At 36.0% G+C, this 15,566-nt stretch carries 14 protein-coding genes; 9 read left to right on the forward strand and 5 right to left on the reverse strand.

Features of this window, described 5'->3' with window-relative positions:
* Positions 1–67: 67 nt before the first annotated feature.
* Both FBR08_RS11245 and FBR08_RS11250 read right to left on the reverse strand, forming a co-directional pair.
* Positions 68–2,677: a toxin-antitoxin system YwqK family antitoxin gene (locus tag FBR08_RS11245; protein ID WP_158962796.1), complete on the reverse strand. Its 2,610-nt coding sequence runs from the start codon at positions 2,675–2,677 to the stop codon at positions 68–70.
* A gap of 158 nt (positions 2,678–2,835) precedes the next feature.
* A complete protein-coding gene (locus tag FBR08_RS11250; RefSeq protein WP_158962797.1) occupies positions 2,836–3,807 on the reverse strand; it encodes an EamA family transporter in 972 nt (323 codons plus the stop codon).
* 306 nt (positions 3,808–4,113) lie between these two features.
* On the opposite strand from FBR08_RS11250, the gene FBR08_RS11255 reads away from it, so the two are divergent.
* Positions 4,114–4,473, forward strand: a complete 360-nt coding sequence (locus tag FBR08_RS11255) for a hypothetical protein (protein ID WP_158962798.1) — start codon at positions 4,114–4,116, stop codon at positions 4,471–4,473.
* 110 nt (positions 4,474–4,583) lie between these two features.
* Here FBR08_RS11255 and htpG read toward each other — a convergent pair whose 3' ends face one another.
* A complete protein-coding gene (htpG, locus tag FBR08_RS11260) occupies positions 4,584–6,437 on the reverse strand; it encodes a molecular chaperone HtpG (RefSeq protein WP_158962799.1) in 1,854 nt (617 codons plus the stop codon).
* A gap of 165 nt (positions 6,438–6,602) precedes the next feature.
* Between htpG and FBR08_RS11265 the strand changes: the two genes are divergently transcribed.
* Positions 6,603–7,061: a lipocalin family protein gene (locus FBR08_RS11265; RefSeq protein ID WP_158962800.1), complete on the forward strand. Its 459-nt coding sequence runs from the start codon at positions 6,603–6,605 to the stop codon at positions 7,059–7,061.
* Between the two features lie 24 nt (positions 7,062–7,085).
* The gene (locus tag FBR08_RS11270) at positions 7,086–7,787 is read left to right on the forward strand and encodes an OmpA family protein (RefSeq protein ID WP_158962801.1); all 702 of its coding nucleotides are present in this window, start codon (positions 7,086–7,088) and stop codon (positions 7,785–7,787) included.
* 43 nt (positions 7,788–7,830) lie between these two features.
* Here FBR08_RS11270 and FBR08_RS11275 read toward each other — a convergent pair whose 3' ends face one another.
* Complete coding sequence (locus tag FBR08_RS11275; protein ID WP_158962802.1) at positions 7,831–9,270, reverse strand: PspC domain-containing protein; 1,440 nt, start codon at positions 9,268–9,270, stop codon at positions 7,831–7,833.
* A complete protein-coding gene (locus tag FBR08_RS11280; RefSeq protein ID WP_158962803.1) occupies positions 9,263–9,604 on the reverse strand; it encodes a PadR family transcriptional regulator in 342 nt (113 codons plus the stop codon). The genes FBR08_RS11275 and FBR08_RS11280 overlap by 8 nt, the downstream gene beginning before the upstream one ends.
* Positions 9,605–9,904: 300 nt before the next feature.
* Between FBR08_RS11280 and FBR08_RS11285 the strand changes: the two genes are divergently transcribed.
* From FBR08_RS11285 to FBR08_RS11310, 6 genes are all read left to right on the forward strand, one after another.
* Positions 9,905–10,366, forward strand: coding sequence for a DUF4442 domain-containing protein (locus FBR08_RS11285; RefSeq protein ID WP_158962804.1), 462 nt, complete (start codon positions 9,905–9,907; stop codon positions 10,364–10,366).
* 16 nt (positions 10,367–10,382) lie between these two features.
* Positions 10,383–11,285, forward strand: coding sequence for a TIGR01777 family oxidoreductase (locus FBR08_RS11290; protein ID WP_158962805.1), 903 nt, complete (start codon positions 10,383–10,385; stop codon positions 11,283–11,285).
* A gap of 139 nt (positions 11,286–11,424) precedes the next feature.
* Positions 11,425–11,958 carry a nucleotide exchange factor GrpE gene (locus tag FBR08_RS11295; protein WP_158962806.1) on the forward strand — a complete coding sequence of 178 codons (534 nt, stop codon included), beginning with the start codon at positions 11,425–11,427 and terminating at the stop codon, positions 11,956–11,958.
* A 44-nt stretch (positions 11,959–12,002) separates the two neighbouring features.
* Positions 12,003–13,127 carry a molecular chaperone DnaJ gene (gene dnaJ, locus FBR08_RS11300; protein WP_158962807.1) on the forward strand — a complete coding sequence of 375 codons (1,125 nt, stop codon included), beginning with the start codon at positions 12,003–12,005 and terminating at the stop codon, positions 13,125–13,127.
* A 189-nt stretch (positions 13,128–13,316) separates the two neighbouring features.
* Positions 13,317–14,237: an ABC transporter ATP-binding protein gene (locus tag FBR08_RS11305; protein ID WP_158962808.1), complete on the forward strand. Its 921-nt coding sequence runs from the start codon at positions 13,317–13,319 to the stop codon at positions 14,235–14,237.
* 2 nt (positions 14,238–14,239) lie between these two features.
* Positions 14,240–15,544, forward strand: coding sequence for an ABC transporter permease (locus FBR08_RS11310; RefSeq protein ID WP_158962809.1), 1,305 nt, complete (start codon positions 14,240–14,242; stop codon positions 15,542–15,544).
* The last annotated feature ends 22 nt before the right edge of the window (positions 15,545–15,566 follow it).

Below are 15,566 nucleotides of genomic sequence, written 5' to 3' on the forward strand. Positions count from 1 at the left end.
AACCAAAAAAACAAACAACAAAAAAGCAAAAAGAAAGAGGCTGTCAAACTTGACAGCCTCTTTCTTTTTAATAGGATGAATTATTTTCGTTATAGGGGTAAAGATTGCTGCTGTCAATCTTATTTTGGAAAATTGGATTGTCTTCCATCTTGCCCTTTTTAAGCTTACTGGTTAATTCAAAAATAACTTTATTGGTATCCGTCGCTAAGCGTTGGATAGTCATACTGTTCTTTTGAATCGTACACACAAAGTAAGAGCTGTCATCTTGGTCGTAATAGCTATAAGGATCTCCCCATGCTCTTAGAGCTACCGCTCCCTCCACAAGGCGACCTTCATTAAAGGTACTTTTGTATTTTACTTTGCCGTTTTCATAATAGGTATAGGTACCGTGCAAAACGTAATCTTTCATGCCATATTGGTAAACTAAAGCTTCATTCTCATCGTAAATGTTTTTTTGCATCGAACCATCTGTTAGTATACTTTCTTCAGAAAGCAATAATCCAGTATATGTACTTACCGTTTTTTCATAGGTAATTACCCCATCTTTATAGGTTGTGTACGCATTGCTGTCATACCCATAGGAGATGGTTGTACCATTAAGTGCATTCCCATTTTTATATTCTAACGTGGCAATTACTTCTCCTTCTTCATCGTAAAATGTTGTAGGGCCGTGCAATTCATCATTTTCATACAGTTTAGACGATTGTAAATAATTATCTATATAGTTTTCTTCCTTTACAAGTTCATCTGCTTTATAGTAGGTTTTCGTTGCTATATAATCTGCATAATCACTTTTGAAGGTTTCGATTCCCTCTTTTAATCCTTTTTCATAGGTGGTAACCGTTGTAGCATAACCATCGTACACACTAACCGTTCCGGTGTATGGTTTTCCTGCTTTATACGAAGCTTTTGCAATTTGATTGCCCTCCATATCGTAGAAAACCCCCTCTTTGTTGTAATTGATCTCAGAAGCTAAATAGGGATCAACTTCGGTACTGTACATTCCATTTTTATTTACATACTCTTTTTTGTAAATCAATTCTCCTTTGCTGTAGGTGCTTGTTGATTCAATGGCATCATTGTCAAAGAACGTATAATGTGTTCCCTCTTTTTCAATGTTGTCAAAAACTCCTGTTACTTTACCTTTAGTATCAAAGTAGGTTACTTTTAAGATGTTTTGGTCATAGTCGTTCTTATTGAATAACTCCTCACTGCTTTTTTTTCCTTGTCTGGTATAGTGTACGCGTTTCGCTGTTCCAGTCGTCGGTGTAAAAATTTCGTCTCTTAAAATAGGTTTACTGTCATACGAAGGATAAGCTTCATAAGTTGCTGAATAAACACTTTGACCAGCTTCATATTTTACCTTTGTTCCAATTTCATCATTAGTCAAGGTAATAAAATCCCCATTGAAAGGTTCTGTATAGCCGTAAGTCCCTTTTTTAGACTGTAATTTACCAATTACAACTCCTTTTTTGTTGTAGTAAGTAGAAGTGAATTCAGTCGCATCTTCAAAAATTTCTCCTGTAGAATAAAATGTTTTTTTCTCTACTAGAACTCCATTTTTATAGGTAGTAACAGAGTCATCGTCATATAAAACTCCATTTTGAGGGGTATATCCATCTTCGTCGTAGATTAACTCTCCTTTTTTACTTCCATTTTCGTTGAAGTATTCAATTTTCTCTAGGTAATAATCTCCTTTGTAGAATTTTGTTGATTTAGGAACGAAAGCTGTAGGTTGTTCATAGAAAATAGTTTCCTTAACTAAGCTACCTTTTTTGTATTCTGATTGACTCGTTGGTACGTCTGGAGTATCTGCATATTCATTGTAGAATAGATAGGTTCCCTCTTGATTGGATTCTGTACCATAATCATCTAAATCTGCTTTGTATGTACCCAATACTTTTCCTTTGTCATCGTAGAAAACAGTGGTTGTTTTGGTTGCAGTAGCTGTTGTTTTAAGTTTTAGTTGTCCCGATTTAAAGTAAGAAATGGTTTCAGTGTTGACTCCATCAACATAAGTGCTTGTTGTACTTGGACGGAAAGTATCGTAATCGAGAATAATCGCAGTTCCATTTTGAACGATACCATCGTCATAAGTAGCCGTATAAACAACTTCTCCTTTGGCATTGATAAACTGTTCTTCTATGATATTGTTGTCCTCATTAAACGCAAAGATATATTTTTCATTTGCATTGTCTTTGTTGACATAGATATAAGATAAATAAACACCTTCACTAATCGCATAGTAGAAATAGGCGTTTTTATACAACTGAACCATGGTTCCGTCATAAGGATAACCATTTTCATACGTTAAGATGTATTCCTCTTGCGTAAAAGGGTCAGTAGACGTAATTTTTATTGCGTTACCTTGCTCAAAAAACATATCGAAATTAATCGATCCATCTGCATTGTAGTAGGTTACTTTACCGTCGTAGGTAATTGTTTTTTGACTATCAAAACTTCCTAAACCTTTAATTTCAATGGCTTTTGTGTCTTTGTTATAGGTTGTGATTTCTTCCAAACCATTCTTCTTTGTTGGTTTTGAAAGCCTAAAAGAAGAAGCTAACGCTTTGGTGGTTACTTCATCATAAGCATTGACCCATAACGTATCTTTTGCTGTCTGACTGTAGATAGCAGAAGAGAATAACAAGGCAATAGGTAATAATTTTTTATACATCTTCCTGTTTGTTTTTATTGTACAACAAATGTAGATAAAACCACAGAAAAACAATATCACTACTTTTAGTGAATGTAAAATATTTCAGCATTGCGTATAAAAAAAGTCTTTGTGTTTGATACAAAGACTTTTAGGTTATTTTTTCAGTTGTAGGACAACTAGGCAATTGTGTTTTTTTTCTTGAAGATTAATCGACTATTCATTAAGAAAATAGCGCTTAGAATCAGTAGAATACCCAACCATTGGACCAAGACTACTTGTTCTTGTAGCACCATAAAGGCAACGGTAACGGAAACAGGTAATTCAATGGAGGCAACAATACTTCCCAATCCAACTCCCGTATGGGGAAATCCCATATTTAAGAAAATAGGAGGGAGGATGGTACCAAAAAGGGCTAATAATAACCCCCAAGAGTAAAAAATACTCCAATCGAAAGCGCGAATACCGCTCGTATTATCTGTAAATAGCTGATAAAAAGACAGCATGGCATCTGAATTGTTGGGACCTATTTGCGTAATAAAGCAAAAAAGTAGAACGATGGCTGTGGCACCGCATAACATGAATAAGCTTCGTTTAGGTGCAGCTAAATGATTCGCTACGACATTTGAGGCAAACATAGTCATTGCAAAAGAACAAGATGCGAGGAATCCGAAAATCACCCCTCTGTAATCCAACTCAATTTCATTGGCTAATACATTGGTTGCTAAGACTGTTCCGAATAAAATAAGGGCAACTGCGGTAATTTTAAGCAAGCTCGGAAATTGTTTGGTTACCACACTTTCAATGACTACGCCAATCCATACCGACTGCATCAACAACACAACCGCGATAGAGGCATCAATATAACTAACTGCCATATAGTATAATACAGAAGTAAATCCCATGGATGTACCCGCTAGAACTAGGTTGCGGATGTCTTTCTTTGTTGCCGTTACTTCATGGGGTTGTTTCTTGCGAATTAGGTTAATAATAAACATGCCAATTAACCCCAATAGCACTTGAGATAAGGTAACCTCGGCTGTCGTATAACCGTAAGAATAGGCCAATTTTACAAAGGAAGCCAACATCCCAAAGCTAGAAGCTCCAATGGCTACTAAAAAGACGCCTTTTATCAAATTTTGTTCTTTCATTGCTCAAATTTTAACGGGGCAAAGGTAGGTATTATTTTTGGGGAGGTCTAGGACAAATGTCTAGGGGTGGTTAAAGATAAAAACAGCGTAAATGTAGTTTTTGTTCTTCTGCTTTTATTAAATTTTAGTTTATAATAGTTAATTTAGGTGGTTTAATCGGTGTTGATTTATGTTAGTCAAAGTTAGATTAGGCGTTGACTATATCATACAAGTAGAAAAAAGAAAACCGTTTCAAGGCTTGTATCAAGCTTTGAGTTATATAAGTACAGTGAATCGAGAATAAAGATAGATTTAAGTTCATTTAAAATGATAACATTTAAAAATAACAATTGGCAACCAACAACCGTAGCTTTTATTCAATCTCTTGTCTGGTCCAAAAAAGACGTAACCATTACATTTTTTTGTCAAGAAAAGGAAGAAGAAAAGGGATGGCCCAATCGACAAGAGGTATTTGTTGCCGTTGAAGTACAATTTAAAAATTGTACACAGTTCAAATTGAATTTCGAAGGTGATACCTTGCAACCTGCTTTTGGGTTCGATATCCTAGCTGTTTCAGCTAATGGTTGGGAGAATATCCATTTTCAAATTGAAGAGAATGAAAATGACTGCATTGGTTTTTACTGCGAAGCAATCGAAGTTCTATCAAAAGTGAGTGTAAAGCTTTAAAAGATTCATAAAATAAATAAGGTTGTTTAAAAAGCCTAGAAAACTAAAACCCCGTCCAATTTTGGACGGGGTTTTTAATGAAGTATACTTAAAAATAGTTTTTCAACTACTTACAGTTTTTCAAAATTTCTTTTCACGAAAGCTGTAAGCTCTTCTCCTTTTAGTAAACCTTGCGATAATTTCGCTAAATCTAAGGCTTGACTGAAAGCCGTTGTACGTTCTGCTTCATTGGTATTGTTTAAGATTTTAGAAGCAAATTCCGAGTTGGTGTTTACTACTAAATTGTACATCTCTGGGAAATTACCCATACCGAACATTCCACCACCACCTGATTGACTCATCTCTTTCATACGACGCATGAATTCCGGTTGAGTCAAGATTAATGGAGCATCTTGGCTGTCCATGGATTCTAATTTTACCGTGTATTTTTCTTTTGGTACCACTTGTTCAATGAACGATTGCAATGTCGTTTGCTCTTCTTCGGATAACTTAGAAATTGCGTTTTCCTCTTGCTTAATCAAGTTGTTGATGTGATCTGAATCCACACGTGCAAAGGTCATTTTCTCATTCTCGCTCTCTAATTTCTGAATCAAGTGAGAAACAATTGGAGAATCAAGAACAATTACTTGGTATCCTTTTTCTTTTGCCGCACTGATATAGCTGTGTTGCGCATCTTTATTCGACGTATATAAAACAACCAGGTTTCCGTCTTTGTCGGTTTGTAGATCCTTTGTTGCTTCTTGTAATTCCTCTATTGTATAATAAGTATTGTCTGTTGTTGGGTATAGCATAAAAGCACCTGCTTTTTCAGCAAATTTTTCTTCAGACAACATACCGTATTCCAACACCACTTTAATGTCGTTCCACTTGCTTTCAAAATCAGCGCGATTCTCGTTGAATAACGATTTTAATTTATCGGCAACTTTACGCGTGATGTAGTTGGAGATTTTCTTTACGTTACCATCCGCTTGTAAGTAAGAACGAGATACGTTTAACGGAATATCTGGCGAATCAATTACCCCTTTCAACATCGTTAAGAAATCAGGCACAATTCCTTCTACGTTATCCGTTACGAAAACTTGATTTTGGTACAATTGAATTTTGTCCTTTTGCATTTGCATATCTGCACTCAACTTAGGAAAATATAAGATTCCTGTCAAGTTAAATGGATAGTCTACATTCAAGTGAATGTGAAACAAAGGCTCTTCAAACTGCATCGGATATAACTCGCGGTAGAAGTTTTTGTAGTCTTCATCCGTTAAGTCTGCTGGTTGTTTGGTCCAAGCAGGAGTAGGGTTGTTGATGATGGTATCAACCTCTACTTTGTCCTCGCCTTCACCTTCTTCATGTGTTCCAAACTTAATTGGCACCGGCATGAATTTATTGTATTTCGTTAAAAGCTCACGGATTTTATAGTCTTCTAGGAAGTCAAGTGAATCTTCTGCAATGTGCAAAATGATTTCTGTTCCTCTTTCTTGTTTGTCCGCTTCTTCTAAGGTGTATTCTGGACTACCGTCACACGTCCAGTGTGCAGCAGGTGCATCCTTGAATGATTTGGTGATGATTTCCACTTTGTCTGCTACCATAAAAGCAGAGTAGAATCCCAATCCAAAATGTCCGATGATTCCCGTGTCTTTGGCGCTATCTTTATATTTTTCTAAGAATTCTTCTGCACCAGAGAAGGCAACCTGATTGATGTATTTCTCAACTTCTTCTTTGGTCATTCCCAATCCTTGGTCAATGATGTGAAGTTTTTTATTGTCTTTGTCGATTTTAACCTCAATAATCGGATGGCCATATGCTACGTTCGCCTCACCAATACTAGTTAGGTGTTTTAACTTCAATGTAGCATCAGTTGCATTTGAAACTAATTCTCTTAAAAATATCTCGTGATCACTATATAAAAACTTTTTAATCAGAGGAAAGATATTCTCTACAGTAACATTAATTTTTCCAGATGTCATATTTATTTTGGTATTATTATTTTTAATAAATTTATGTACAAGATACTAGACAAAAAAGATACCAAGCTGAAGATAGATGTCAATTTGTCATTTGATTCTTTTTGGGCAGTAAAATCTTATAATAACTAGAAAGTTTGTATTATTGTAAAAAATAGAAGAATTATTATGAAAAAGTTAGTTTTATTAAGTTTTATAGGCTTAGCATTAGCCTCGTGTAAACCGACGATGGATAAACAGTCCCAATACGGAATTAAAGGAGATTGGACGTTGACTTCTGTTTCTCATATTGGAGGAGAGTTTGTAAAGGTAACTTCCTTTAATATTGCTGATGCCCATTGTTTTAATGGAAGCCAATGGAAATTTGTTTCAAACAACAACACAGGTGTAGTGAGTTTAATGGGGGGAAGTTCATGTCCAATGTTTGAAAGTAACTTCAAGTGGTTTGTTAATCCCAATGGTGAATTTGAATTTAAATTTGTAGATGCTGGCTTAAAAGCAAAAAATGTGTCTACAGGTTATAAGATGAAAGTTAAAAATCAAACGGCTACTAGTTTTGATTTGATTGATAACTTTTATGTAGATGGACAAGGGTATGATGTAACGTATCACTTTGTAAAGAATTAAGGAACAACAAGAAGGTATAATATTATGAAAAAAACAACTACAACCCTATTAGCAGGAGCTTTGCTAGCAGGATCTTTATCGCTGACTAGCTGTGATGCTGTAAAAAATGCGAATAATACACAAAAAGGAGCTACAATTGGAGCTGCTGGAGGAGCTATCATTGGAGGAATATTAGGAAATAATATCGGAAAAGGAGGCAACAGTGCTTTAGGAGCTGTATTAGGAGGTGTTATCGGAGGTGCTGCTGGAGGTGTTATTGGAAACAATATGGACAAACAAGCCCGCCAAATTGAACAAACCGTTCCAGGTGCACAAGTAGAGCGCGTAGGAGAGGGAATCAAATTGACACTGGGAGAAAGTTCAGTTAACTTTAACTTGAATCAAGCAACTTTAACAGATAAAGCAAAACAAAACTTAGATAAGTTAATCGTTGTATTCAAAGAAAATCCAAATACTAATATTAGTATTTTTGGTTATACTGATAATACAGGAAGAGAAGAATACAACTTGAAATTATCAAGACAACGCGCCAATGCTGTGAAAACGTATTTAATGCAAAATGGTGTGTCTAATAAACGTTTAGCTACAGAAGGAATGGGAATTGCAGATCCAATTGCAAGTAATGATACAGATGCAGGAAGAGCAAAAAACCGTCGCGTAGAATTTGCAATTAAAGCAAACGAACAAATGATTATCGATGCGCAAAACGAAGCTGCAACAATGTAATCATCACTAAAAATAGAAGAGGGAGCCATTTGGCTCCCTCTTTTTAGTTGCAATCCACGCAGTGTAAATTAAAATCATCTCGCATTTCATACCAGTGTGTACCTGGTTTGATGCTGGATTGAAGTCCATAAAATAAATAAGGTTTTACCTTGTCATCCATCCTAACTTTTTTCCCCATAGGCAAGTATAACGTAAAGGTCGGATCAAGATTCAGTTGCTCTTCTGTCACAACAAGAGTAAAGTTTTCTCCTTCTTTGGTTTGTAGTACATCTTTATATTGATGTCCTGTATTACCTAATTTTCCGTAAATCTCCTCTTGATAAGAAGGAACAATTTCTATCTTATTAGTAAGCCCCTCTTCCGTGGTGATAGAATCACTTAATTCTAAAACAATGTCCTTGCTCGTCGTAAACAAAAAGGCCTCTTCAAGTCTACGGTCTTTATCATCAGAAGAATAGGTAACACTGTATCTGTATTCCTTTTCGGTTTTGATGAAATTACTCGCATCTCCATTGATAATAATTACGGATAATCCAATTAAACTTCCAATCCACAAAATGAATATAGTAATGGCGGTAATCCAAATGTACTTCATATTGGTGTATAGCAATTTTAACCCCAACAACAACATAATGATAAAGGGTAAAAACGTAATGAGGCTTATAAACGTATGGAAGATCCATTTCGGAATGTTGGGGTCAAGTAATTCAGTAGGAATGTCCAATTCATTGATCATGAAGTTGGTGTTGACAATAATCATCAAGTTGACAAAAAAGCTGACCAACATCCCTATGACAGACACAATAATGAAACCAATACCCAAAATATAGCGAATGACTTTCGTCCCTTGATTGGTGGCTCTTTGCGTTTGGGTTTTGAACTTATCATAGTCAATGGAATTAATTTTACTAGTCGTATAATCCACCCCTTCTCGTATCTTGCGCTCAATGGTGTCTATGTTGACCGGTTCTCCCATCATATCCAGTTTTTCACTGGTTGTTTTAGCACTGGGAATGATGATCCATAGGACAAAATACAATAGAATACCCGTTCCATAAAAGAAAATTAAAAAGATAAAAAGTAAGCGAACCCAAATCGTATCAATTTTAAAGTAATGAGCTAAACCTGCCAAAACACCCCCTAAAATGCGATTATCCGTATCTCGAAATAACTTTTTCTCTCTATAGTACGTTTGTTCTGTGTGCTGATAAGTAGCCTCATCATCTATCGAATAATCCTCTGGGCGACCCATGATCTGAATTACTTCATCTACGTCCTCTGAAGTGATTACTTGTTTACTGGTTGTTATTTTTGAGTTGAATATTTCTGCAATGCGCAATTCAATATCCTGAACAACTTCATCTTGTTCTTCAATAGCAATCGATCTGCGGATCGCTTTGATGTATTGATCCAAGCGTTGGTAAGCCTGCTCTTCTATGTGAAAAACTAAACCACCGATATTTATTGTTAATGTCTTATTCATTGTCTTGATTTTTTGTGGTTATCTCTTGAACAGCATTTGCTAGTTCTTGCCATGTCTCTGTTAGTTCTTCTAAAAACAATTCGCCTTTTTCGGTCAATTTGTAATATTTTCTCGGTGGTCCTGCGTTGGACTCTTCCCATCTATAGGTTAACAAATCTCCATTTTTGAGTCTTGTTAGTAAAGGGTAAACCGTTCCTTCTACCACTAAAAGCTTTACTTTTTTAAGCTCCTCTAATATTTCAGAGGTATAATAATCGCGTTCTTTTAGAATGGATAGAATACAGAACTCCAAGATACCCTTGCGCATTTGAGCTTTTGTATTTTCACTATTCATAGGTTCAATGATTTATCTTATGCAAAGATATGGCTAAAAGCATGTACTATGTATTGCAAAGTACTAATTATTAACTTTATTTTAACAAGTATAAAACAATTTAAAAAATGAATATTTATTGTAATTTATTGTTTTGTAGTGGTTTGTGTTTATTTTTGAATGAATCTCGCATGGGTTTGTTAAAGGTGTTTGTCATGTAAGTAAGGAAGTAGAAGGGGGAGAAATGGCGCGGATATTTTAATTAAGGCGGCATACAACGGTATAATTTTGTATATTTAGGGGAATTAAAATAGACATACTATGGAATTTTCAGTTTCATCCATCAATAAGTTTTTATTCTTTAAGTTGCCTTCAGCCTATTGGACGGGGGTGCGTTTAAGCAGTATTTCAGCTACAACGGCTACTACAACGGTTCGACACAAATGGGTGAATCAAAATCCGTTTCGCTCGATGTATTTTGCAGTACAAGCGATGGCTGCAGAATTATCTACAGGTGCTTTGGTCATGAAAAAGATTCAGGAGCGTGGTGCTCGTATTTCGATGTTAGTTGCTCAGAATAATTCAGTTTTTGTCAAAAAAGCTACGGGAAAAATCTCGTTTACTTGTGTGGATGGCCAGCTATTGGATGAAGCTATTCAAAAGGCGATCGACACAAATGAAGGGGTTACAATTTGGATGAAATCAACAGGAATAGATGAAAAAGGTGATGAGGTATCTGTATTTAATTTTGAATGGACACTAAAGGTGCGCGTAAAAAAATAAAAGTAAAAAACAAGATATGAGAGTTTTAGTTACAGGAGCAACAGGATTGGTAGGACGGGAGTTGCTAAGGCAATTGCAAGCAAAAGGAGATGAAGTTGTATTCTTGACTACAGACAAAGATAAACGGAATGTTTTAAAAGATTGCCAAGGCTATTACTGGAACCCTAAAACAGGGGAGATTGATTCCAATTGTCTCGTTGATGTAGAGGTTATCATTCACTTAGCAGGTAGTTCTATTGACGGATCTTGGTCCAAACAAGGGAAGCAGATGATTATTCATAGCAGGGTAGAGGCTTCTCAAACCCTGTACCAACTCCTCAGTGAACAAAAGCACAAAGTAAAGCAAATCATTTGTGCTTCGGCAGTGGGTATTTATGATACCCTAGACGATATACAAACAGAAGAAGATTATACGCCTGCAACCAATTTTTTAGGACAAGTTGTTCAACAATGGGAAGGAGAAAATAGGCGTTTTGAACAACTGGGAATCTCCGTTGCTCTTTTGCGCATTGGTCTAGTGTTATCTCGCGAAGGAGGAGCTTTACCTCATATCGAACAGATGGCAAACTATTATCTAGCTTCCCCCTTAGGTAGAGGTACGCAGTATTATTCTTGGATTCACTTACAAGATTTGGCAAGAATCTTCCTTTTTGTTAAGGATCACCACTTACAAGGTGTGTTTAATGCAGTTGCCCCCAATCCAGAAACCAATAAGCAGTTTACAAAATCCTTATGCCAGGCAGTAGGAAAAAAAATGATTTTACCTGCTGTTCCTTCCTTTGTTTTGCGTCTCGTTTTGGGAGAAAAAGCCATGCTTGTTACAACAGGACAACGCATTAGCTGTAGTAAATTATTGAAATTAAATTTTACTTTTCATTTTTCAACTTTACCTCAAGCACTTGAAAATCTTTATGTGTAAGAAGAAATCGAAGCGAAGAAAGCACAAACCTCACAAAGCACAAACCTCACAAAAAACAAAAAAACTGTCATTATGACATAAATACACAGTTGGCAAAGGATTTGATTAAACGATAGCATATAAAAAGTATGCGATCAGTATGGAAAATAAAGATATAAACAAGGAAGAAGTGGATGTAAACACAGAGAATACGCAAGAAACTGAAACAGCAACAGTAGATGTAGAGTCAGTTGAAGAGACGTTGAATGCAAAAATTGAAGAAGAAAAAGACAAGTATTTGCGTTTATTCGCTGAGTTTGAGAACTACAAGCGCAGAACTTCAAAAGAGCGTTTAGACTTGTTTAAAACCGCAAATGAGGAAGTGATGTCAGCCATGCTTCCTATTTTAGACGATTTCAGTCGTGCCTTATCTGAGTTAGAAAAACAAGGAGAAAGTGATCATCTAACGGGAGTGCGTTTAATTTCTACTAAGTTAATTGACACTTTGGCGGCTAAAGGCCTAGAAGAAGTCGTTATTCAAAATGGAGATGTTTTCAATGCGGATGTGTCAGAAGCGATTACACAAATTCCAGCCGGTGACGAGCTAAAAGGAAAAGTAGTTGATGTAGTAGAAAAAGGGTATAAATTGGGAGAGAAGATTATTCGTTTTCCAAAAGTTGTTATTGGACAATAAGACAACTTGTTGTGCCCATTTATTAATAGAAACTCAGAATCCAAATGAAGAAAGATTATTACGAGATATTAGGTATTGACAAAGGAGCAGATGCTGCTGCTATTAAAAAGGCATACCGCAAAAAAGCGATTGAATTTCACCCAGATAAAAATCCAGGGGATAAAGAAGCGGAAGAAAAATTCAAAGAAGCGGCAGAGGCATACGAAGTGTTAAGTGATGCAGATAAAAAAGCGCGTTACGATCAGTATGGTCATGCTGCATTTGAAGGCGGTGGCGGATTTGGTGGCGGTCACATGAATATGGATGATATCTTCAGTCAGTTTGGAGATATTTTTGGCAGTGCTTTCGGCGGCGGCGGTTTTGGTGGCTTTGGCGGATTCGGTGGTGGCGGTCAACGCAGAGCCAAAGGAACGAGCTTGCGTATAAAAGTAAAATTAACGTTAGAAGACATCGCCAATGGTGTTGAAAAGAAAGTAAAAGTAAAACGAAAAATAAAAGCAGTTGGCGTTACTTATAAAACCTGTGCCACTTGTAACGGTACCGGACAAGTAACCAAGATTGCTAATACCGTATTTGGACGTATGCAAACTGCATCCCCTTGTCATACTTGTCAGGGAACGGGTCAAATGATCGACCAAAAACCAACGGGATCCGATGCAGAAGGAATGATTTTGCAGGAAGAAACGGTATCAATCAAAATTCCTGCAGGTGTAGCAGAAGGCATGCAACTAAAAGTGGCAGGTAAAGGAAATGAAGCACCAGGAAACAACAGTGTACCAGGTGATTTATTGGTTGTGGTAGAAGAATTGGAACACGATACGTTAAAAAGAGAGGGAGACAACCTACATTATGACCTTTACATTAACTTCTCTGAAGCAGCTTTAGGAGGAAATAAAGAAATCTATACCGTAACAGGTAATGTGCGAATCAAATTAGAGGAAGGAATCCAATCGGGTAAAATTCTTCGCCTAAGAGGAAAAGGATTGCCGCATTTAAATAGTTACGGCAGTGGTGACTTATTGGTTCATATCAATGTTTGGACACCGAAGAAATTGACAAAAGAACAAAAAGAGTTTTTCGAAAAAATGGAAGAAGATTCTAACTTCAAACCAACTCCTGGAAAAGGGGATAAATCTTTTTTCGAAAAAGTCAAAGAAATGTTTTCATAATTAGAAAAGAAGTCATACATTTGACGCACACTTATTAAACAGTGGATTTTCTTTTTCATAGCAATTTTTCCCAACCTTATAGCAATATAAGGTTGGGTTTTTTTATGCCTATTCCAATCAAAATATCCCTTGTTCTTCGCAAGTTGAAATAAAAGATATATTTTTACAAGAAATATAAAAGATCCATTGATGCAACCTATCTTAGAAGTTAAGAATGTAGAAAAAAGATATTCTGACAAAATAGCTTTAAATAATGTTTCTCTAACCGTGCCGAAAGGATCCATTTACGGTTTATTGGGCCCTAATGGGGCAGGAAAAACATCCCTAATCCGAATCATAAATCAAATCACTTATCCCGATCAAGGACAAATCATTTTAGATGGTCAGCCTTTGAGTCTTCATCATATTAAAGACATCGGTTATATGCCGGAAGAAAGAGGGCTGTACAAAACCATGAAAGTGGGAGAACAAGCGCTTTACTTGGCTCAATTAAAAGGATTGAGTAAAGCCGAAGCTAAAGAACAATTGGACTATTGGTTTGATAAGTTAGATATCAAAGGATGGTGGGATAAAAAAATCCAAGAGCTATCGAAGGGAATGGCACAGAAAATCCAATTTGTGGTCACCGTTTTACACAAACCTAAATTGCTGATTTTTGATGAGCCGTTTTCTGGTTTTGATCCTGTAAATGCCAATATCATTAAGGATGAAATACTAGAACTCAAAGAAAAAGGAGCGACAATTATCTTTTCTACTCACCGTATGGAAAGCGTAGAAGAAATGTGTGATTATATTGCTTTGATTCACAAATCAAATAAACTAATCGAAGGACGGCTAGTAGATGTGAAAAGAGATTTTCGCACGAATTTATATCAAGTGGGAATCCTTTCTAGCGATGTACACCGATTGATGTTTGAATTATCTCAAAAATTTACCGTGCAACCGACGTCTTTTAAATCTTTAAATGACGAATTACAATTGGAAATTGATCTTGGACAAGCCTTGCCAAATGAGTTGTTGCATATTTTAGCCAACAATGGACAAGTAACCCATTTTATCGAAAAATTGCCAACGGCAAATGATATTTTTATTCAAACTGTAAGTAAATAATTATGAGTGTTTTAAAACTAATTATAAAAAGAGAATTTATCGCAAAAGCTCGTAATAAAGCTTTTATTGTCATGACTTTTTTAGCGCCTCTTTTTTTCGTAGCAATTGCTGTACTTATCGGTTATTTAAGCACCATGAAGTCTGCTACTAAGGTAATCGCTATTCACGATGAAAGTGGAATTTTTAGTGGGGATTTCGAAAGTTCAGAAGAATATGAATATCAGAATTTATCTGCTGTGCCTATTGCAATCATAAAGGATAGCGTGTTGGCAGAAAAGTACGATGGCTTGTTGTATATTCCCAAACAAGATCAAATAACTGCCTATGAAAATTCGATTTACTATATTTCGAACGAAAGTCCAGGCATTGCTTTTATCAGTAAGATTGAATCAACCATCGAAAATAAAGTTTCTAGTTTGAATTTAATCGCTAAGGGAATCGATCCAGAAATTATCAAAGAAAATCAAGCAGAGGTAAATCTACATTTAGAGAAAGCTTCCGGTGAACAAACGGTAAAGGGATTGAATGAAATTAAAATCTTCATCGGATCTTTATTCGGTTATTGCATTATGATGTTTATTATTATTTATGGAAATATGGTGATGCGTTCGGTAATTGAAGAGAAAACCAATCGCATTATCGAAGTAATTATTTCATCGGTAAAACCATTTCAGCTGATGATGGGGAAGATTATTGGTACTTCAATGGCGGGGTTGTTACAGTTCTTAATTTGGGGTGTTGTAGGTGGAATTTTGATGTTGGTGGCAACTTCCGTTTTTGGATTAAATGCGGGGGCGCCGAATTTAGAAGCCGCTCAAATGGCAACGACCCTAGATACAAGTGTAATGAGTAATATACAGAATTACATAACTGAAATTATGAGCCTACCTTTGTTGACGTGGTTTGTATATTTTATCATTTTCTTTATTGGAGGTTATTTTTTATATAGCTCATTATATGCCGCAATTGGTGCCGCAGTAGACAATGAAACCGATACACAACAATTCTTGTTTCCAGTAATGTTGCCATTGATGTTAGGTGTATACATCGGTTTCTTCACCGTAATTAAAGATCCGCATGGTACGGTTGCAACCGTATTCTCTATGATTCCATTTACATCTCCGATTGTGATGTTAATGCGCATTCCTTTTGGTGTTCCGATTTGGCAAATAATTCTGTCTATTGTGTTGTTATTTGCTACCTTTATCTTAACGGTGTGGTTAGCTGCAAAAATTTATCGAATCGGTATTTTGATGTACGGAAAACGCCCGTCGTGGAAAGAGTTGTATAAGTGGTTAAAATATTAAATTCCCACGCTAAAATAAAAGC

Source organism: Myroides fluvii, from assembly GCF_009792295.1.
Taxonomy (GTDB): Bacteria; Bacteroidota; Bacteroidia; order Flavobacteriales; family Flavobacteriaceae; genus Flavobacterium; species Flavobacterium fluvii_A.